Genomic DNA, 22,215 nt, shown 5'->3' on the forward strand with positions numbered 1-22,215 from the left:
CATTTTATTTTTTTATTTTCAATAATTGCAAAAACTCTTTTCTAGTTTCTCCTATGTAATGCTACATCAAGGTCCAGATTCACCTGAGAAGTACGAAAAATCCACTTAATATAGGTAATTGGCTCACCGATACCAGAAAAATCATAATAATTAATAATTTTTTAATAAGGCATTAAATGCGAATCTGATAGTCTTAATCTTTTCAAATGGCACAGTTAAGTCTGTTATCAAAAATAGTAATCATAATTGTAAAGTCATACTAGTACTCTCTTAGCTGAAAATGTTATACTTTTTCAAGTTTATTATCAACTATATTTAAATCATCAAATTAATTACTTTTATTTTTTACAATTTCTATATTTTCCAAAATATCTAATATCCACTTTCCCTATTTTCTTCGAGCTTTAAAAATTTAGTTTAGATAAAACACACTTGCTTTAAATACTCTCTAATTATGAAAGAAAATTCCTTTTTAGGATGAGTTTTTTCTATAATAAATTTCTTTATACTCTCTTTTTCCTTCCTTTCATCAGGAATCATACTTAGAGCACTTACTAAATTAGATGTATCATCTAATAATTCTTTTCTTTTTTCATATAAAGGTAATCTATTAATCTTTAAGATATTATGAGTTTTTATTGCTCTTAAATCCTGGGGCATAGGAAGCACTAGTGCCCTTAGTCCATAAAAATGATTCAATGGATCATCTACATATGGATTTATAAGTGGTAACGCGGGATCATAATATCCACCTTTCCCACTTGTATTGCACTTACTACAAGCTAATGTTAAATTGGTCCATTCAAAGGCAAGATCCGGACGAGTTCTTTTAGGATATATGTGCTCAATATCTCCTGGGCTATTATGGAGTATTTTACTCTCGCAATAAGCACACTTTTCTTCTGTCTCTTCGAGCAATACTTTTTTTATGGTTTGATGTCCATATCTACCCTCGATGGATTTAGGAATTTTCAAGCCTTGGATACGGTTGTATATGTTATCTTTTTTTAAGAAATGAGCAAGATAGTCTTTGGTCCATTGCTCTGCATTTTCTCTTAGCTTATCAGGTTTTTCTTTCTTTTCAAGTTTGATCACTTTTTGTATTTCTCCTTAATAATTTTTTCTAAAGTTTTATTTGTATAGTCTCCTAATCCAATACTATTCATATCCTTTTCTAATTCATTCAGCGTACTGTTATTAAGTTCCCTATTCACAAACTTATCACTTATGGTTTCCAATTTTTCTTCTGCCCATAAAGGCATTGTATAAGAAAGTCCAAGGGCTTCTATGAGAATATCATTTGAAGTACCTGCTTTATTTACACCGTCTAGAAAAGCACTTTCTATCTTTTGGTTTTCATTATACCGAAGAGCATAGATGTTAGAATTTTCAACAGAACTAATTATAAATGGATTATGTGTTGTCACAATAAATTGTATATGCGGAAAAGCATTAAGTATATTTGGTAATAATAATCGTTGAATTTCTGGATGTAAATGGTTCTCGGGCTCGTCAATAGTTACTATAAAGTTACCACCTAGCCTATCAAAAAGAAATATTTGCCAAGTTATATCTATAAGAGCCGCTATTCCACCTGAAACAGAATCAAGTGAAAAGAGCCCTGACTTTGTATCTAAAATAACCTCTGGTAGTTGAATAGTGATACTTTTAAAGCCTAGATCGTGGGGTAAAACAAATCCAAGAATTCTCTGAAAATCTATAAACAATTGGTGTGCTATTTCATTCGGTTGTATAATATCCCCCTGTCCAGAACCAAATAAAGCTAATGTAATCAAACTTTCTTTTAATATATGTATAGGACTCTTATCATTATTAATACTAAAATAACCTTGCTTAATAGACTTAGTATACTCGTCAAAAAAATCTTGAAGAGATTTAATTTGTGTTGGTATGCTTTCTATTTGACTAAAGTTATAAACTGGCCTGTGAGAAGGAATATGAAGCCCGCTCATCTTTGGTATTGATTCAATAAAAACTTGATAAGTATTTTCTACTATAGACGGAACAAAAAGTGGAGACTCCTTATTATCACTATATAAAATCCTACCTATTTCTAAATTTTCTGATTCTCCAACGTTATAATCAATCTCTTTCCTAGTACCTGAAGTATAGGTAATACTTCCTTTACTATAATTTTGTTGTGGGCTACTAATCATGTTGTTATTCCACCCAAAATGCTTATTAAGGAGATTTAAGATGGTAGTTTTTCCTGATCCATTTATTCCTATAAAAATAGTTAAATTTTCATGGAAATCTATCTCTACTTTTTCAAATTGTCTCCAATTTCTTATTTCCATTTTTTTGAATACAAGGTTTTTTTTTCTATTATCTTTTTCTTCTATTCTTTCTTTACCATTTTTTAAATTACTTTTGATTTTTTCATTTTGTTTTACTACTCTATTTTGTCCTTCTTCATTTAATAGCATATCAATATTTTCTTTATAATACTTTAAAGCATTTTTCCTACTATTAATCTCCTTTAAAATTGCTTCAGCAGAATCATTTGGTAAAGGGAGTCTAAAGCGAATAGGTATACCATAATTGTCCCAATTCCCCTTTAACTTTTCTTTTATTGCCCCTTCTATCTGAATTCTATCTTCTACCTTAAATATTTTTTTGAATTTAATTTTTACTCTGTATGGAAAATGACCATTATCCCATACTATATCATCTGAATTAAACATAGCTTGTGTAATAACTGAAAGGGCCACAATCTTCTTATTTACAATAAAAACAATAAAATCATCAATTCCCCAATTCTTTATTGAGGTGTTGTTACTTCCCCACAACCCATTTTTTACACATGTTAAAAATTGATACTCATCAACTGTAACTAGCCTTAAATTTATATTTTGTTTATTATCAAACTCGAGTCCACTTAATATAGATTGTTTTAATTTAATACTCGGATATAAAATGGGCTTCTCAAACAAAAATTCTTTTATATAATATCTAAATCCTAAATCTCTAAACTGTGTATTAAAAGTTTCTTCTAATTCAATTAACGTTCGTTTATTTGAATTACAACCAATCCACAACCTACCTAATTGCATAGAGGAAATAAGGCTAATACTTTTCTGAGTAAGATATGGATCCAATACCATATCTCCCACCGAAGTATAAAGAGAAATTATATTTCTTATATATGAATCTTTGGTATTATAATTTAAATCATTTAGTATGTCATTATCCCATATATTGTTTAAATTAATATTGCTTGTAAATCTTTTTAACTTTGGAATTCCTGTATTCTCAAAGTGAATAAGCTCGTCTTTTAAAAACTTGTTTAATGTTTCCCTTGAGAAACGCCATGACATACCGGAAGGAAGTTCATGATTTAACCACATGAAAACTCTGGCAGGATTTAGGATTGGTTCAAGCAAATCATCTAAATAGTAATTGCCTCTTTCATCTTTAAATAATTTTTTACTTAAGAAATTCTCAGGATTAGATGGGCCTATTAAGTTTAAAGTAAAATCATTAAACGACTTGCAGTATACTAAAAGACGATTAAAGTTTGATTTTTTTTTACTTTGACTATTAAATGTTATAATGTATTCTTGTACAAAGTTTTTTCTGCTAAAAACATGGTCAAGTATTGTACGTATGTACTCTGAATAGAAATCGTTTGTATTGAAACATATTACACCGTTATCAGTTAATATACGTTTAGCATGCTGAATTACTAACGTTGCTTCCCCTACATATGAACTTTTTGTTGATATGCTATTTTGTTTTGGCACTGGGGGGCTTAAATTTACTAGTTGTACTTTACTGTTCTCTATTCTTTCTAACAATTCTAATGGAGCACATTCATAAAGTCCTAAATCTAGATTCATAGAAGATTCTCCTCTCAATTATAAATTTTGAGTACAGGTTTACAGTTTTTACCTATACTTTCCTAATCTTATCAATAATTAAAAATTTAGGGTAGAGGAATCTTTTGAAATTAACTTTCAAATAGAAGCGTTTATTGCAATGAGGGATGTATTTATACCTTTAGACCTTACTTTAAAGAAACTTGTGATAGTAAATAATGAGATTTAATATCATTTTACACCATGCAGAACGAGCGAATATTCTCCAAAAGCAATGTGCACGCAAAATTACTCATCGAATCCGAACACCACTAACCTCAATTCAGTAATCAGTAGATTACTACATAACCTGATATAATCCATTTATTGATAAGATTACTTTTGAAGAAAAGTTCCAGGAAGATAATCTTACTTTTATTCCTTATGCGAATATACTTCAATTAATGGATTCCCCAAATCCGAAATCGCTGTGAAATATACACTAGAACCTAAAAAAATTGCTATTAAATTTTTCATCAGTTAGCTCAAATATATCCTGAAGGTAAGATTGATAGGACTTTTAAATATTCTTATCGAGCAAATGCTGTTAATAAGATAATGTAGTCACTGGTTTAATATACACATTTAAAAAGGTTTGTTAACTTAAAGCATGGTGAGTTCATGTAACAAGTGAAATAATATTATTTAGTTTGTTATTACTTTACCGAACTAGCTTAACTAGGTAATATAGCCCTACTTTATTTGTTTAGCCTTAACTGAATGTTTTCGACTCAAAATGTAATAATATGCGAAAAGGGAATTATTTACCCAAACTAGGAATATTAATTAATTTTTCTACAGGTGAAAGACCACAGGATCCCACTCTTCTTGTAATTCAGAAATATCTTTTCATTCTATATTTGTATGTTCATTAGCTATCGAAATTCCACTGATATCTGTGCCTAGTAAGTTATTAAATTTACAATTATTTTTGGATACTCATATATGCAAATAACTTTAGAAAATGGTAAAAAGAATGGTAGAGATTACTTTAAGTGTGAAACTTCAAATGTAGATTTTGGTAACTTTATCTCTAATCAGTTTCTTTATTTTTCGCTTAAGAATTGAGCATGGAGTTGTAACTTTGACGCTATGGGGCAAATTACTGGAATTTATGTTAGTGGAGCAACATTGATTCCTTGGGCTTTTTTTCTTGCGGCTACTACTTGTATAGTTAGTCTGTTTGAGATGGCTAGACGGAATTTGTTACCTATGTTGATTGGATTGATAATTACTCTATTACTTTTGATTCGATTTTCTTGATTTAATTGTAATAGGATTGAAAATGATTCAAATAACTAAAAGGTGGCTTAATTCTAGAACCCATTGATTTGCGTTACTAACAAAAATATTGATAATATTAACAAATTTTATGGGTAACTATCACTTTTACTTTGGAATATCTAATTGTTAATATTAATTTAACTTTTAAAAGATGTAATGATTATAGATACACTTTAATTAAGTCTACTTTTGTTGATTCTGAAGCAATATATGCAATTATCATTTACTCTCTCATAGACTTATTTTCTTAATCAATTAAAATAAAAAAACACGAGCTTATTAAATGCTCGTGATTTTATTTATACAGATGTTATACTACCTTTCCTTAATTCAACGACTTTTTTAATTAGCTGATCATTTAAAGACTGTCTCTTTGTAATTTCTGTACTTTCAACATCATCAACAACATTTTCAATTACTCTAGTTAGTTCTCTAAGAATTGTTAATAAATTTACACTATATAACTCCTTATTTATTCTTTCACTTTCTTTATTTATTTTTTTAGAATTAAGTGGTGCTTGTTCGGTGCTTGTATAATATCGCAACATCATAAGCAAGTGGTATTTAAATTTTCTAAACTTTGAATCTAAACTCTTATTTCTAAAATAGAATTCTAGCTTATATAACGCAAATGAACTAGTATAATAAGGCATTAATTCATGATCACTAACAAAAGCAAGTTCGGATAATTGCTCTAACAGTTTCCCATAAAATCTACTGGCCAAATGGGGCCTATCTAAAAACATTGAAGCAAAACATTTTATTTGAGAAGAAATTGTTACAATTCTAACTTTTTCAATGTTAGGAACTGCATCATACTGTCTCGATCTTCTTTCATAATATAACCTTTTCTTAAGTTCATTAATAGCATTATAAAATAACTCTAATCGTTTTTGAAAATCACTTAGCGCCATTAATTCTTCTTTTTTAACTTCCGTTTGGCTATTATTTGCTATTATAATTTCACTTATTACATCCTCTTTCTCAGTTCCAATTACTTTTACCGGCAAACTAATTAATTTATTAATATCTTCTTTATAATTATATATTACATGAGATGTTTGACATCCATTTACAATTTGATAGTCACTTAAAGTAAGATCATTTCTTGCAACATTCAGGGATTTTGCAACAATTGTTACACCATTATTTAAAACTGCAAGCCTATTCGACTTCTCAGATTGAACAGTTTTTGAAATACTTTCATTTACGTCATTTTCACCTTGATAATCCCTAACGTTATCATAGAATACGGATCGATTTATATTTCCTAAGTCATCTTCAATCAAATTCAAGAACTCTTTAATCTCAAGTGTTCCAATATAAGCTTCATTGACTCCTTCTATATCCGGAAGTAAAACTCTATTTGGAAAATTAATAGTCGCACTAACTTTTTCTTGTGTTTGCTTATAATATTTTTGAATTTCGCGTGCACCGATTGGTGAAATCTTAACTTGTTTAAAGAGATGTAGATTTTCTAAATCCTCTTTTATTCTTTCTATTCTAGATATAAGATTTTGATCATCTACCCATTTTCCGGTCGTAACATAATACATTTCGCATGTCATCTTCTTTATTCTGGCAGCCTTACTGATAATATATTCGACAATTTTTGCTCTTTTTTTAATAAAGTCATTTCTAACCATAGTAGGATTTTCAGAAAAAAAATCAACCACTCCGTCTCCAAACGTTCTTATTTCTCCTCCATTAAACGTTGAGCTTGTCTTAGATTGAATTAGAAGAAAATTAACTTCAGATATGCTACCCGATCTTTCTATTAAATCTTCAATCTCATCTATGGAATTTATCATAATGCCACTAACAATTATTGCCAATCCATCAATCCCACAATCTCCGCCATTCCCACCAACAACATCATCTAATTCAAACTTTTCATTGTGTACTTTTGATATAATACTATATGCTGAAAACATTTCAAAAAGTTTACTATGATCTTTAATTTCCAGTTCCATTACGTTTGAGAAGTCTTCTAAAAGACTCTTTGTTATTCTATCCATTAGTTCCCCCAAAATCTTAAAACCATTTAATAATATAATTATTATAGCAATACTCAAAACAATTTGTCTCTAATAATATTTGATATGAACGTATCTACCAAATCCAACTTTATGCAGAAATTAAGAGAAGAAGATATTGTATTATGTAATTGAAAAAGTAAATAAGACCAAATGCAGATACACTTAAAGCAGGATATAAAACTCCATACATCGCTAAATACTTAATTGATTAAGTAATCAGACGAATTTATCCCTTAATAAAGACCTAAAACCTAAAGTAGTTTCATAAAAAAAATTAACATTGTCTATGTTAAACATTTTGATTCGTATATTTGTCTCGAAGGGCAGGCTTCACATTCTATAAGACAATGCTAGGTGAAAAACAATGTGCTTCTAATCTGGAAATTTGTTCTCATTGTCCTTTTCTAAATCAATGCACGTAAAATAAAAATCAGACAAAATGATTCACCTTCGTCTTTTGAAGGTTATCTCAAAGGGGTTAAACCTTTACATTCACCAGAAAATAATTATATATATGCGACGCGAATGAAAAGAATAGTATGCGATGTACATCCAAGAGGGGGACTTAAAAATTGAATATGTAGGCGATGCTTACTATTGCAAACTGGACATGGAAGTAACCATGTCCAGCATAAATAAATACAGATTCAGTATAAAAAATAATGTCCTCATTTTAAATGAATTTAAAATAGAGGGCCACAGAATGACTAACTAAGAAAGAGGGACTTATTTTAAAAATAAATAAAAAAAGTTCCCTTATTCGACCAGGCAGTTCGACCATCTATGTACAAGTTCAAACAAACGTTCTTTTTAATTAATATAGAGTGAAAAGCTTATTTTAAAGTAAAATAATTTTTAATAAGAAAACAGAGTAAGTTTTCCCTTTAAGCTTTTTGTCAAAATTAAATAATATTTAAACAATTAAATTTCAAAAGCTTCCTGAACTTCCGGTACCAACTCTGCCTGTTTTTGGCTTGATTTTGTTTTTCCTTTGCCGGTTCTCTTCTTTTTTTGCTTACCTGTTTCTATCATTTGCCTAATTTCTTCCTCATCCCATCTTGCTGGTTCAGATGGATATTCATTACCCGCAAAGGTATTTAATATTGCTTCAACTATAATTTTAGCACCATAAACAGGAACTGCCATGCCAACTTGAGCACGAACACTTTCACTTCCACCAATAAATTTAAAATCATCTGGAAAAGTTTGGAGTCTTGCTCTCTCACGGCTAGTTAAAGCTCGTGGTTCAGCATAATGATACATATGAGTCCCACCACCGCCAGAACCAGTTACGGTGTATGCAGGAGCATCCGGATCTAATCTTTTATAAATATTAGACATTTTCGCGCTTTTTACATTTAAACGATACTTTTCAGGAATATATGGTGCCCATGCATTGTCACCAGGTTTAATAATAGAGAGTCTTTCTATAACCTGTTTGGTATGTTTCGTTTGCTCATTGTTAGGTGCATCATTAGGTATTGCCATTTCCAATACACTTCTTGCAGAAGTCCATTCGTTCTTATTTTTATATGGAGCCTTGGGTACTTTAAACTTCAAGTTAATATCATTACGAATCCCAACAATAATTATTCTATGACGTGCTTGAGGTACACCATACTCTTCAAATTTGTATTTATGAGGTGTAATATTGTAACCGGCGTTTTTCATTTCTTTTAATATTTGAATTAATGCCATGCCATCATTAGCACTTTCAAGCCCGCCAACATTTTCAGCTATAAACCATTTAGGTCTTTTATATCTCAATACTTTAATTCCATAAGAATAAAGGGGACCAAATTCTCCCTCTAACCCCTTTGACTCTCCTACGATAGAAAAATCATTACATGGGAAGCCAAATGCAAAACAATCTATTTCTGGCATTAAGTTCAGTTTTAGCCTTCTAACATCAGCACAAATAACCGATTTTCGATTTTCGGGACAAATATTGTGTCGAAATGTTTCACAAGTATCTTCGTCATAGTCAACTGCCCATTTATGATTAACTTTAAAAATATTTCCTTCTGAATCTTTTACTTCTGCTAGTTTTGCGCCAAGTGTCAAACCACCCGGTCCACAAAAAAGTTCACCCTTTTCAAAAATCATGATTGTTCTCTCCAATTTTTTTCTTTTCAGTTAGAGAATATTATACACTAGTTACATTCCATTTTACATAAGCAAGTCCTACCTTTTACAAAAACATTCTTTTAGTAATCAATATTTTCTACATCTAAAAAAACCGCCTATTGGCGGAAGGGTGATAATTTCCATTCAATTTAACACGTTTTTCTATCGTATTTTTAAATGATTAAGGAATTAAAGTTTCTCTATTTTTATTTCAGTTGGACTGGTCCAAGTGACCTTGACTCTATCTCCTATTTTTGCACTTATATGGCTGAACCAAGCTCCAATTATTTGTAAGTTGCCACTACCCTGAAATTGTTTTGCATAAACATCTCCAGCCTCCATTGAACCGGAGGCCTTTAAAGTAACACCGGATAAAAAACCATCTGCGGAATTACAATTGAAGGTGTTTACACTACTTGAATGGTTACTATTGTAAATTCCAATCCTTTTTGCGTCGGTTCTAGGTATTTGCAGGTAACCTTCTCCATAAATAACGTCCCTTGTGCCCGTGAATCGATAGTTACCCCATTCTAAATGCGCTTTTTTTAAAGTTGTGATAAAAGTATCTCCCGTTTTTGGCATAGATAATCCCCCTTGTAGTTTCATTTTTGAAATATAGGATTACTTGAATAATCCATTAACTGGTTGAATAAAACGTAATAATTCACCAACCGTTGAAAAAGCTTTATTTTCAATTGATTGAAGGAATAGTTCTACTCGTTCATGTTTAAGTATCCCATTATCAATACAGTAGTCCAAGTAACCGAGCATAACATTCGCACTTAACATTATTCCTTTAATGTCTCGTTCAGGAATTGCTCTTTTCGCTAACTTACTAATCTTCTCAAGATTTTTTTCTCCGCTCCATGCAGACACGGTAACATATCCAAAAAAAGCAACCGCCCTGTTGTCGTATCCTTCGTAGTTCGGAATATACTCTGAGGCCATATGGGAAACTAGATTTGCTGATAGTGGAAACTTCGGTCGATACATTTTTGCATCGATTATAAAGGAATATTTATCTCCCAGCTTGGCGAGTAATTCAATTTCTGTTTTTTCATTTGATAATGGTTTCGGGTTCATTTCAATATTAAAACCTATTGCTCTAAGTATTTCTGCAGTTTTTTGCTCAAATTGATGTTCATTAGTTTCATTTAAATAGCCTTCTACGAAATCGATATTTAAACCCCTAATACTATATTTCTTAATTTCATCTGCATGTTTCTCAGATTCTTTTTCAGAGAACTCTTTCAGCAGAATGTTTTTAATATCTTCATGTGACAATTCTTCAAGAAACGGATAAACTGAAAGCAAATCTTTTATTTTTTTTTCAGTTTTTGCTTTATTAGTTGCCGGCCTAATCTCACCGTAATTACTTGCTTTATAGCTATCAATATCAAGACCGTTGTTCTCCGCCATACGCTGTAGCGAAATATGATACCGAGTGTTAAACGGATATCTGTTATCGTAAGCAACTAACTCATTTGATACTCTCTTTGAGTTTACTGGATTAATTCTAAGTGCTTCCCCGCGAATATATTCAACCAATCCAGTATAATCACAAATAAGCATAAACGTATGAGCTACGTCACCATGGGCTATCTCAAAAGCCCTTGCTCCTTTATCGGATCTTTCACGGTGATCAAATTCTGCTACAATTTTTTGTTTTATTTCTGATTTTTCCGCTGTATTTCCATTTCGAAATCTCAAAATTTTTTCCGTTATAGACATAAGTTCATTATCTGTCTTGGCAGTTAATGCAAAATAGGTGATTTCCTCTTTTGTTAGATAGTAGCCGAGTTGTGCTTGGTTCACCAATTTAATTACAAATCTTGCAGGTCTAATTCGAAATCCTGATTCGAATTGAGGGCGGAAACCAGATTCAAGAAAATATGCATTTGGAATTTGTAGTGTAAGAATCTGCTTAGTAACATTTTCTCTTACCTTTTCACCTTCCATGATCTTTCTCCCTACTTTTGTAAGCCTTAGTTTTCCTTCCTCGTCTGTATAAACATAAGAGAATGTTTTTAACATGGCCGCCCATGTTCTGCCTCCAGAACCGTCATTACTAACATTTTCACGCTTTATCCCCCTAATATTTAAAGCCCGTTCATAATTTAAGTGCGCTTCTCTATTGCCAGCCCACTTGATCTTAAATCCTTCAGTTGCATCATTTAAGGCAAGTATTGCATCTTTATGGAACTTAGGGTCACGTTCCGGACGTGTAATGAACCATATTTTTCTTTCAACCATTTCCTATAACTCCTCTTTTTTAATAAGATTAAAAATACGGTCGTAAACATCAGATTCTTTTGGCGATATATCGTCATTAGATTCCAATGAATCAACATAAAACTTTAAATTAATAATGAATTCTGTTATTCCAGAATCGGGGCTGAGCAAATCCTCAATCTCAACATCATTTAGGTCCAATAAAACAGAAGCAATTTCCATTATTTCATTGTCGATTATTGAAGTAATTAACAATGGATTATCCCTGTTCTGGTCGGAGTGAATCTTTGATACTGCTGAAATCAATTTTATAAGTGTCGAAACTCTCATATCTTCTAAATTGTTGAATGTCCGATTAAACCAGTTTCCTATTCTACCGGTGGCTTCGCTCAATTGGTAGTGTTTAATCTTTCGCGACACAAGTTCATTGTTTATGTTTCTAGTAACTCGATAAAGAATAATCTTGTGCAGTACTCCTTGCAACAGTTCTTTATCTTCAGGCATAAAGTTTGACAAATCATACACCTCCCAATTTAAACAATTTTCTCTTCGATGATTTAAGAATATACGATTCACTGTATTGGAAAATCAGCTTATAAGGTGATTTTTTTATATATATTGAATTTTTTTATTATTTACTTTAATCGAGGTTTTTAACAAATATATATTCAAACAAGCAATGTGCGTAAAATATATGTTCTGTCATTCGTGCAAACTACAATGAAATCTTTTTTAATACTCTAGAACCCCAATCAAAAAAGGCTATTTCCCGTTTTAAAAAAACGAAAAATAGCCTTTTTGTTTCATATGAGTAATTTTATTTTAATAACAAAATTGATTTAACTTGATTTGTTTTAACATTTATTGCAACCTGCTGGTCATTAACTAAAACCTCTTCTTGTACTTTCTCATTTAAATTAACAGCATATACCTGCCCAATCTCACCATCAAATTCAAAAACAACATTCGCTCCTATCTCCAAAGGATTATAAAACCGCAAAACAAACCCATCCGCTCTCTCAGCCTTCTTCAAAGTACTCAAAACCATACTAGAAGATATCTCCCTAAAAAAACTAAACTCCAACGGCGTCTTCACATCAGACCCATTCAACTTCATAGCATCAAAAGGAATCTTATTATAACTAACAATCGGAGTTAAATACTCCTTAGCAATCCGAGCAACATTCTCTCCCTTATTATATGTAGCAATCGCAAACTCCAAAGACAACTTCCCAATCATCTGAGAATCCGGAGTAGCCAACTTAATACCAGAAGGTCGCCCAGGTCTACGAACCATCTCTTCTTTCCCAAGAAAACCAACACTCCTAAACAAAGTAATCGCTATCGTATCAAATTTTCTACCAATAATTTCATACTCTCTAGTGCTATTCGTTAATACACCAACTCCATATTCATCATTCGATAAAGCCACATAGCTCAACATAGGATAAATCGGATCTGGTCGCTCATCCCAGTTTTCTTCCTCCCACACATGAATTGCATGATCGACAACACCACGTTTAATCGAACCAAATTGATTGTCTGATAATGAGAAAACTGACGCAATATTAGTTGGAATTAATACTCTAAGTCGATGATCCATTGCTTGATTATCAATTTCAAATTTTACATCGAGTCTAGGTTTATCCTTTGGAACATTTACTACAATATGAATGTCTACTTCGCCATCATAAATTTGTTCTTTGCGTTTTTCTAAGTTTGACGGGACAGGTAGTGTATAGTTAATATCAATCGTTGCACCAAATCGATTTTGCTGAACTTTAATATTAGCGTAAACTGAATAGCTATAAATTAGCCCTTCATATTGAAGTGGAGAGAAGTCATATTCATCGCCATCATCTCCACCGTTTTCTAAAAGAAGAACATTTTTAAAGTTTTGTTTAAGTTGCTTATCAAAGATATCCAAAGTTCCATTTGAATTTACAACAATCTCATAATAGTCTGTTTCAATTTTATTAGTAGAACTAATTACTCTATTTTTGACTCCATCACTTTCCTCTACGAAATATGTCTTATAACCCATTGATGGAATCGTAGACTTTAATTGAATTGTATATTCAATAAATGGATCATAGTTTCCATAATGAACGATTTGACGATCAATTAGCCCTGGGTCAATAATCTTTCTTTCGGTAATTTCGTAATCGATTTCATTAGATTCATGGTCAACTAGCTTAAATGACTTTAATTTTGTCATTACGCTTGTTGTCACAACTTCATATCGCTCGTAAGGAAGTAAGTTAAAAAGTGTAATTCGATCATGTTCATTAGAAGTATCCATCGAATCCACAATCTTCCGTTTATAAAAATTAATTAGTTGATCGACTTTTTCTTCTGCTACATAAAAACGATTTAGAATTTCTCTGTGTACTTTATCAGAACAGCAACAGCCAATGCTATCATGTGCGTGGTTTTTCAAGATTTCTTTCCAAATTAATTCAATTAAACCGTGGTGATACTCAAAACCAAAACGATATGCAATTGATGCAAGTGGTTCTAATATATTAGTAATTTTATTTTCAATTCTAGTATTTGCCGCTTTAATGTCCATTCTAGTCGAGTAAATACTACGATGGACACGCATATACTTTCCATCTAGAAATTCGCCTTTCAACGTATCTAGTTCTTCTTGCTCCTCAAGGTTCTCAAAAATATTTTCATATTTACTTAAGAAAAATTCACGTTCAGGATATAGCTTTTCTAGCTTTTCGATGATCGTAAAAATATTCTTTTGAATGGGCATTTGATCATGCCCATTCGGTAAAATAATATGATCAGTCGTTGCTCCACGGTCAAGTACAGTGAAATACTTATCAATTCTACTTTGCAGTACTTCTTCATCCTCTGGTAAGTACTTGCCAATCGCATAACCAAGTGGAAACAATTGAACTAACAACTTAGATCCATCATCTGTCTCCCAATAAAATTCAGTCTTATCTGTACCATGACGTTCAGAAGTACCACGCCAAAAGATTGAATACTTAATATCAAATCCATTTAAAATCATCGGCATTTGAGCAGATTGTCCAAAAGAGTCTGGAAGATATCCAATTTTCATCGGTTCTCCAAATTCTTCGCAGTCCTTCATTCCATACAATAAATTGCGAACGATAGACTCACCACCAACAATCATTTCATCCGTTTGTGTATAACATGGTCCAATAATTAGTCGGCCTTCTTGAACTAGTTTTTTTACTCGTTCCTTATTTTCTGGTTTTACAGCAAAATAATCTTCTAAAATAGCTGTTTGTCCATCTAATACATAGTAAGGATAATCTGGATTTGTTTCTAACATTTCCATAATTTCTTCCATATTATTGACTAATAGAATTCTAGATTCTTCAGTTGTAAAATACCATTCTCTGTCCCAATGCATATGTGGAACGATATGAACTTTTTTCATTTTGCTCCTCCGCTCTTATGCTGCACTTTGTTGTGATGCTTTTACTTTTATGTCTTTTACGATTTTTTGTTTTCTTGTCATTATTAATAGTATTGTTGAAATGACTGCCCCAATTAATGCCGCACCAAGCCAAATACTTGCTGATAATAGGGCTGGTTTCCCTTGAAGTAGGGCTAATGAGAAAATTCCAGCTCCAGGAACATTCAGTCCAATATTAAAGTAAGCAACAATAGCTCCAGTTACAGCTGAACCAGCAATTAATGATGGAATGACTCGAAACGGATCGTTAATCATAAAAGGAATTGCTCCTTCCGTTATTCCCGCTAATCCAAGTAACCATGTTTGTTTCCCGATTTCTTTTTCTTGTTCAGAGAAATAATGTTTGCCTATTATAGTTGCTCCTGTAACTGAGAATGCAGAAACCATTTTTACTGATGCAAAGGCTGCATAAGGTACAATATTTCCACTAGCCATTGCACCAATACAGAAAGTGTAGGCTGCTTTGTTCACTGGACCTCCAAGGTCAAATGAGACCATCGCACCTAAAATTGCACCAAGAATTATTGCATTTGTTCCACTCATTCCATCTAGCCATTCAATTAGTCCCTGGTTTAAGAGAGCTAATGGCTTGCCAATTACAAATAGCATGATTGAACCAACAACAAGCGTTCCTACTACAGGATAAAACCAAAAACTAACAAAGCCTGCGAAAGTGCCCTTTGGTTTTACTCTAGTTTTTAAATATTTTAAGAAATAACCTGCTAGTAAACCGCCTAGCATACCACCTAAAAATCCACTGCCAATTAAATTTGCTGCTACCCCTGCTGCAAAACCTGGTCCTAATGCTGGTTTATCAGCAATCGAGTATGCCATATACGCTGCTAAAACTGGAATCATGATTTGTCCTAATAATGAGCCACCTAATTGGCGTAATAACCATAACCATGAACCTTCCGCAGCATATGTATCTTGAAGTCCGAATGCTTGAGCAATAAAAACAGCCGCCGCTAACGTCATACCACCTGCTACAATTATTGGGATGATATGAGAGATTCCTGTTAATAGAGAATCCTTTACTTCTGTTTTGATTGATTTATCTTCGGGCTCATGAACTGATTTTTCTCCATCGATCATGCCTGTTTTAGGCTTAATTTCTGCTTTTTGCAATGCTTGTTCTAAAATACCTTTTGCGTTTCGGAGTGGAGATGCTACAGATGTTTTAACTTTCGGAAGATGATTGAATCGCTCTTCATCTTTCACTGCTACATCCACTGCAAATACAATCGCGTCAGCTTTTCTTATCAAATCGAAACTATGACGATCTTCTATTCCATTTGCGCCTTGTTTTTCTACGAATACATTAATTCCTAATTCATTCCCTGCTCTGACTAGCGCTTCCGTTGCCATGTAAGTATGTGCAATTCCAGCCGGGCAAGCTGTTATTGCTAGTACAGTTTTATTACTTGTTTGAGAGATTACCTGATAAGTGGATTGTAACGGTGAATCAAGTTTTTCATATAGTTCTTTGTTCGTCCTTGAAAAAAGTAGATTATTTTTATACTCTTCATTCGATAGTCTAGTAACCAATTCAGACAATAAAGTTAGATGAGTTGTACCACTCTCCTCATCTGGAATCGCTAACAAAATGACTAATTCAACTTGATTCTTTGGATCGGTACTTTCCCAAGAACTGATTGGTTTCTCAAGCGTTACAATTGCAAATGAAGCTTCATTTACAGCAGAAGATTTTCCATGTGGAATTGCAAGACCACCTTCAAAACCAGTTGGAGATAAAGCTTCTCTTTCCATTACTGCTTTATAGAACTCTACTTCAGAATTGATTTTTCCTTCTGATGCTAATTTTTTAACTAAAAATTTTATGATCTCTTCCTTAGATGCAAATCGCTCTTTCGTACTTACTAAACTTTGAGAAGTTAACTTTTTTAACTGCATTTTTGTAACCCCTTTCATTTATTAATGGACTACTTTGACTACATCATAGCAAAAAAAAAATAAGAAGATTGATTCTTCTTATTTTTACACAAGTTTTATCAACTTTTTATTTTTCATGTGTATTTATACACATCACTTCGATGCCTTCCAATAAAACTCAGATAACGCTCTTAGGACTAATAACAAAGGAGTTTTATCAGTAATATTGTAATCATTTAATCTTTTATTAGGAGAATAACAATACAAATTTACTTCGGCTATTTGTTGTAATGAATTTTTACTAAAATGTGTAAGTGAGATTAATTTAATTCCCTTTTGTTTTGCTAAATCCGCAACATTCAGTACATGTGCGGTTTCTCCAGAAAGTGAAATTAAAAACAGTACATTATTTTCGCTAGATTCAAGTTTAGAAAGTTCATATACTACATCATGACGGTGAAAATAATACTCAGCTTGTTTACTAACTACTTTAAGATTTTTTACCATCATTTCACAAAATGGTGCAGTATCTCCTACGCCAAAGAAAAGTGCCCTACGTGCTTCGTGAATTAATTTTGTTGTAAGAGCTATCTTATTTTGATCAATTAACCCAATTGTTTTATGAATGTTAAATGTTAGACTATCCTCTTCTGTATAAACATTAACAATTTCCTCTTTTAAACTATTCTTCATTTGAGAAAATCCATCAAAACCTAATTTTTTTGATAATCTCGTAATCGTATTCGGAACAGTAAATAGCTGAGCAGCTAAATATTGTATAGAATTGCCAATTACTTTTTCTTTGTTATTAAGAATAAATTCAACAATTTGATCATCAGTATCACTTAGCTTATATTCGTATTTTTGAATCCTTTCTTTGAATTGTAACATTCATCAAGCACCTACTTATTTATGTACTAGAATCCACTAAAATGGTATGTCCTCCTCATCAATCCAACATTCAGAATCCATCAGTTTTTCTTGATTTTTGGGTTCTCTTTTTAATTCTTTAGAGTGAGCAGGATAAATTGTTAGGACCTTATCGAACTTCTTCACATATAGATCACGAATCCATACTTTTACAGGTGCTTTCCATTGCTGATTAGGCGTAGGAATATTTTTGATTAAGCTCTTTGGTGTCATCCCCAACTCCTTGGCCATTTGTATATCAGTTGCATTCAAACGACATAGTTTTTTAGCCTCTTCCCAAGCTTGTATATTCATTTTTGTCGCCATACTATATCCACCTTTTTATCGTCCTATAAATTAAGTATTTATAGTTGTTATCCTTAATTCTATCATATAGCAGTATATTTTCTTGCTGTCTCTTTTTGACATATTTCCAATAAAACTTAAATATTGTTATAGCTATAGCGATATTGAACGATGTTATAATAATAAAAGGATGTGAATAATGACATGAAATGGACAGATGTAAAAAAATTGTATCCAAATCAATTTGTTAAACTTAAAGTCTTATCGACCTATATTAAAGATCAGCAAGAAATTATAGAGGATGTAGCTGTAATAGCACCTGTATCGGACGAGTTGGCAACGATAGAACTGTTAAAATCTAAAGGTGATGAATTGGTTTATCATACAAATCATGAGAGTATTATCCTCGAAATCCGTCAAGATGTAAGGGTAAGGAGATTTGACTATCATGAAAATCAAATTTAAATCCGGATTAGAACCGACAACAACAAAAAATCCCCCCCTCTCCGCCACAGCAATCCACGTGACTACGCCTAATGATTCTAATGATTTAGTCCACCCAATTCACCGTGATTCTAAAGCAATTATGGTTGGTGGGAATGGAAATATAAAAGTAACAATGGCTAGTGGAACACAAGCAACATTTACTGGCTTAGTGGCTGACACAATTTATCAATTCTCGGTAAAGCGTGTTTGGAGTACGGGTACAACCGCAATGGGCGTTATTGCATTATATTAATGACTAAATGACCTCCGGAAACGTTTTTTTTGTGAGAAAAGGAAAAGTAGGACATAGTAGAGGTAATCAATGAAAAATGAATCTAAAGGAGTTCAATGAGGTCAATGAAAATATGGGTAGGTAGTTTAATAATTTTTTTGGGGATAGTTCTTTCTAGTTGTGGTAAAACAACTGAGGAATTAATCAAAAGTTCTTCAAAAAGTTCGGGACAAAAAATAGAAAAAGCAGAAACGCCAACACAATCTGAAAGTGCAAAAACTCCAGAAGTATTGACGGCGAGTGATAATATTAGAGGTGTTTGGAAAGCGACGGGAAAAGAGGATAGAGTAAGTAGTACATGGTATTTTAACAACGGACAATTAGTAGTAAATAACATTTACAAATTTTCTTATGTGATTGCTGAAAAGAAAGATTCCAAAGGATATACTGTTGTAACGATAACAAATAAAGAAGGCAAGAAACACGCCTTATTATTGAAAAAAAATGGTAGTAATTTTGACGGTATAACTGTCGAAAGTAACGCTTATGATAAATATTTAACTGATGAAACAGTGCAAAAGGGGCAATTTATTGAATTTATTTATCAGCAGAAACAACAAAATGTTGATTCTCAGAAAGTTTCTCAAGAAGAGATGGAGCATTTAAAGAAGACGCTTAGGACATATATATTTGATGAGTATATGCCTGGTCCTGATTATGTTTATGCAAGGGGTATTAACTGGTCTGAGAATTTTTATGACAATCTAACTGCTGAAGAGATTTGGAATGTCATAGTGGAATTTAAGAAGAAAAACAATGGTAAAGAGGGAAGTCAGATGGAACAAGCCTCTTATCTTTCTGTGCATGCACCCATAAAAGATAATTGGAAAAAGCTATTTTTAGAGGACTGGAATAAAGATGAAGGGGCCGAAAAAATAACAAAATTAGTTGATCATGGTGATTCGGTAGGTGTTTATACTGAATCTGTACCATATACGGGAGCAAAAGATAATTATCCTTATGTGACTTTATTTAAGAGAACTGGTGCTTGGCACGGATAGAATTTATAAGGAGGCTTTACGGCCTCTAATTTTACTATTATAGACCTCTTTTAGTGAGTTTTTCTTGAAATAAGTGTTAAATACATTCTTTTCTTTATTTTTGATAGAATGAGAGTAAGGATAATTGTGTGTATGTAATATAGACAAGGTTAAAGAGTACAACAAGGCTTACTGGGAGAAAGAAGTGAGGGAATTAAATATATGAGAGAACTACTAGAATTGCATAAACGAATTTTACTTGCTCTTCCATCTGGAAGTGAAAACGCAAGTCATTTCACAAAATGATAGACGAAATGTTAGTGCAGTTCTTGAATCATTAGTTTTAGATCATGGATTTTCTGTTGGAACATCAAGCAAAGGTGAAACAAAGGGCATTTACCTGTGCAAAAGTGAAGATGACTTGAAATTGGCGTGTCTATGTCTAATTTCAGAGCTACGCAAATATTGAAAAGGCATAAGCGATTAATAGATAACTATAACCGAGATGGTTTTGAGTCAGCTTTGGAAGGTGACGATGCAGCTAAACCATTAAGTGCATCTGAAAAAGTAATCGAAGTATAAAAATGAGCCTATCCAATATGGTAGGCTTTTTCTTTTGTCTTATTAAATTAATGCACCCGTTCACTCTATTTTAGAGCTATGAGTTAATAGGTCGAAATGTAGATTCAATTAATATTTCTCTTCTGCTGCTACTAGATTGATTTGTAAAATTAACAGTTTCTACCCATTCAATAAGTTTCTGAGCCTTTTGGCTGTCTAATTGCACATTATTTTGGTAGGCGAAGAAACCTGTTAAATATAGCATATAATCCATTCAAGAAATAATTTTTTGTAATTCATTGTTATTAATAAATTCTAAAGCTAATTCCAATGAATCTAATGTAAGTTTAATAATTAATTTTAAAGAATCAACATCTAATCTCGTTAGAATTGCTTCCTTAGTATCTGACGGAATAGGCTCATAGTTTGTATTGTGATTACTATTTTTCTCAATTACTTCATATGCAGGATTTAATGCTGCAATCGGATAAAAACGTTTGTAGTAAATGGTGAAAATAATTCTTCAAAACCATTTTCAAAGACTTTCTCTCTAAAAGGATTTGTGTAATCCGTATAAATATCTAAATTATGAAGTTAAGTACTAAGAGATTATCCTAGTCCTTTTATAATTTAATGTATTTGCTTAAGCTAGTTCTAGCAATGGGACTTTTTTATAGTGTTATATAATTAAGAATGATATAAATAAATGAATTGATAATTATGAAGGAGGAAAAGCAGTGCTCGCTGTAGTTGTAGTTTCTTTTCTTATTGTGGCGGTAAGTTTTTTTTCGCTTATTTATAAGGACATAAAAATAAAATCAGAGTTAAAAGCTTTAGAAAAAAGATTAAGTCAGGCGGGAATTTATGAAATTGACCGAATGAACGGTTACGAATTCGAACATTATTTAGAATTGCTATTTAATAATAACGGTATTCCTGCGCTTAGAACGCCTTCTTCTGGTGACTTTGGTGCAGATTTAGTGTTAGAAGGATATGAACGGGTTGTAGTTCAAGCCAAACGATACAAAAATAAAGTAGGAATTAAAGCTGTCCAAGAAATTAATTCAGCTAAATCTTACTATAAAGCTCACGAAGCTTGGGTAATAACTAACAACTTTTTTACACCTCAAGCCGTAAAATTGGCAGAAGTGACTGGTGTAAAGCTAATTGATCGTAATGAATTGGCAAATTTAATTTTAAAATTTAAAAAAACTGATGAAGTGAGTAATAGTGGTTAATATATTAAGAGACAAATAATGGAGGCATCCGTAACAGCCCCCCCATTAAAGTTTAATATATTTACTTGAACTTTCGTTAGGTCTTGCGTGTAAATAACGCCCAGTGGTGCTTACGTTTGAATGACCTAAAGTATTTTACTAAATGAATTGGTGCTCCTGCTTCAAGGCTATGTGACGCATGAGCGTGCCTAAACCAGAGAGGACTAATTTTCTCGGTGATGCCAGATACTTTTGCATACTTCGTAATCATACTCCAGACAGTTGATTGATCCGTGCGATTGTCTTTTTGGCTCATAAACACGGCATTATTATCCGTTTTCAAGCTAACTAGCATTTTATAAGTCTCTAAATCAATGGAAGGATGAGCTTGAAGCACAGCGTAATCAGCTAGAAAGTGAAATTACTGAATTAGAGAAAAAGTAAGAACTAGATATAAATTAGAGACAAAAGGTGTTGGTGGGTTTATCAACATTCCTTATGAATTTTATACTTGGTTTGATGACTATAAAGTGACAAATAAAAATTTG

At 32.2% G+C, this 22,215-nt stretch carries 17 protein-coding genes; 5 read left to right on the plus strand and 12 right to left on the minus strand.

The genetic code is table 11. The features are described 5' to 3' along the window. Positions 1-417: 417 nt before the first annotated feature. The 11 genes from CN692_RS07590 to CN692_RS07640 all read right to left on the minus strand — a co-directional run bounded on the left by CN692_RS07590 (position 418) and on the right by CN692_RS07640 (position 18,152). Positions 418-1,095 (minus strand): HNH endonuclease, encoded by a 678-nt coding sequence (locus tag CN692_RS07590; protein ID WP_179874392.1) that lies wholly within the window; start codon positions 1,093-1,095, stop codon positions 418-420. Then, positions 1,092-3,860 carry an AAA family ATPase gene (locus CN692_RS07595; RefSeq protein WP_098118564.1) on the minus strand — a complete coding sequence of 923 codons (2,769 nt, stop codon included), beginning with the start codon at positions 3,858-3,860 and terminating at the stop codon, positions 1,092-1,094. Before CN692_RS07595 ends, CN692_RS07590 begins: the two co-directional genes overlap by 4 nt. A gap of 1,601 nt (positions 3,861-5,461) precedes the next feature. Beyond that, complete coding sequence (locus tag CN692_RS07600; protein ID WP_098118565.1) at positions 5,462-7,180, minus strand: AIPR family protein; 1,719 nt, start codon at positions 7,178-7,180, stop codon at positions 5,462-5,464. 942 nt (positions 7,181-8,122) lie between these two features. Then, positions 8,123-9,307, minus strand: a complete 1,185-nt coding sequence (locus CN692_RS07605; protein ID WP_098118566.1) for a DNA cytosine methyltransferase — start codon at positions 9,305-9,307, stop codon at positions 8,123-8,125. Positions 9,308-9,517: 210 nt separating this feature from the next. Next, on the minus strand, positions 9,518-9,910 hold the full coding sequence (locus CN692_RS07610; protein WP_098118567.1) for a hypothetical protein: 393 nt from the start codon (positions 9,908-9,910) through the stop codon (positions 9,518-9,520). A gap of 39 nt (positions 9,911-9,949) precedes the next feature. Further along, entirely contained in the window at positions 9,950-11,581 is a 1,632-nt protein-coding gene (locus tag CN692_RS07615; RefSeq protein WP_098118568.1) for an AlwI family type II restriction endonuclease, read from the minus strand. Between the two features lie 3 nt (positions 11,582-11,584). Next, entirely contained in the window at positions 11,585-12,076 is a 492-nt protein-coding gene (locus CN692_RS07620) for a hypothetical protein (RefSeq protein WP_098118569.1), read from the minus strand. 301 nt (positions 12,077-12,377) lie between these two features. Further along, complete coding sequence (gene mngB / locus CN692_RS07625; protein WP_098118570.1) at positions 12,378-14,984, minus strand: mannosylglycerate hydrolase; 2,607 nt, start codon at positions 14,982-14,984, stop codon at positions 12,378-12,380. A gap of 15 nt (positions 14,985-14,999) precedes the next feature. Further along, positions 15,000-16,937 (minus strand): PTS 2-O-a-mannosyl-D-glycerate transporter subunit IIABC, encoded by a 1,938-nt coding sequence (gene mngA, locus CN692_RS07630; RefSeq protein WP_098118571.1) that lies wholly within the window; start codon positions 16,935-16,937, stop codon positions 15,000-15,002. Positions 16,938-17,069: 132 nt separating this feature from the next. Further along, on the minus strand, positions 17,070-17,807 hold the full coding sequence (locus CN692_RS07635) for a MurR/RpiR family transcriptional regulator (protein WP_098118572.1): 738 nt from the start codon (positions 17,805-17,807) through the stop codon (positions 17,070-17,072). A gap of 36 nt (positions 17,808-17,843) precedes the next feature. Further along, entirely contained in the window at positions 17,844-18,152 is a 309-nt protein-coding gene (locus CN692_RS07640; RefSeq protein WP_098118573.1) for a hypothetical protein, read from the minus strand. Positions 18,153-18,335: 183 nt separating this feature from the next. Here CN692_RS07640 and CN692_RS07645 point away from each other — a divergent pair, with 183 nt between their 5' ends. The 5 genes from CN692_RS07645 to CN692_RS07660 all read left to right on the plus strand — a co-directional run bounded on the left by CN692_RS07645 (position 18,336) and on the right by CN692_RS07660 (position 21,688). Further along, positions 18,336-18,596: a hypothetical protein gene (locus CN692_RS07645; protein WP_098118574.1), complete on the plus strand. Its 261-nt coding sequence runs from the start codon at positions 18,336-18,338 to the stop codon at positions 18,594-18,596. Next, positions 18,580-18,870 (plus strand): spike base protein, RCAP_Rcc01079 family, encoded by a 291-nt coding sequence (locus CN692_RS07650; protein ID WP_098118575.1) that lies wholly within the window; start codon positions 18,580-18,582, stop codon positions 18,868-18,870. The genes CN692_RS07645 and CN692_RS07650 overlap by 17 nt, the downstream gene beginning before the upstream one ends. Positions 18,871-18,974: 104 nt before the next feature. Then, complete coding sequence (locus CN692_RS07655) at positions 18,975-19,910, plus strand: hypothetical protein (RefSeq protein ID WP_098118576.1); 936 nt, start codon at positions 18,975-18,977, stop codon at positions 19,908-19,910. Between the two features lie 417 nt (positions 19,911-20,327). Continuing rightward, entirely contained in the window at positions 20,328-20,471 is a 144-nt protein-coding gene (locus tag CN692_RS26080; protein ID WP_179874393.1) for a hypothetical protein, read from the plus strand. Between the two features lie 716 nt (positions 20,472-21,187). Further along, the gene (locus tag CN692_RS07660) at positions 21,188-21,688 is read left to right on the plus strand and encodes a restriction endonuclease (protein ID WP_257143986.1); all 501 of its coding nucleotides are present in this window, start codon (positions 21,188-21,190) and stop codon (positions 21,686-21,688) included. A gap of 76 nt (positions 21,689-21,764) precedes the next feature. On the opposite strand, the gene CN692_RS27140 is transcribed toward CN692_RS07660, so the two are convergent. Then, complete coding sequence (locus CN692_RS27140) at positions 21,765-22,022, minus strand: tyrosine-type recombinase/integrase (RefSeq protein WP_373605025.1); 258 nt, start codon at positions 22,020-22,022, stop codon at positions 21,765-21,767. Positions 22,023-22,215 lie beyond the last annotated feature (193 nt).

The organism is Bacillus sp. AFS002410 (assembly GCF_002556365.1).
Lineage (GTDB): Bacteria > Bacillota > Bacilli > Bacillales > Bacillaceae_G > Gottfriedia.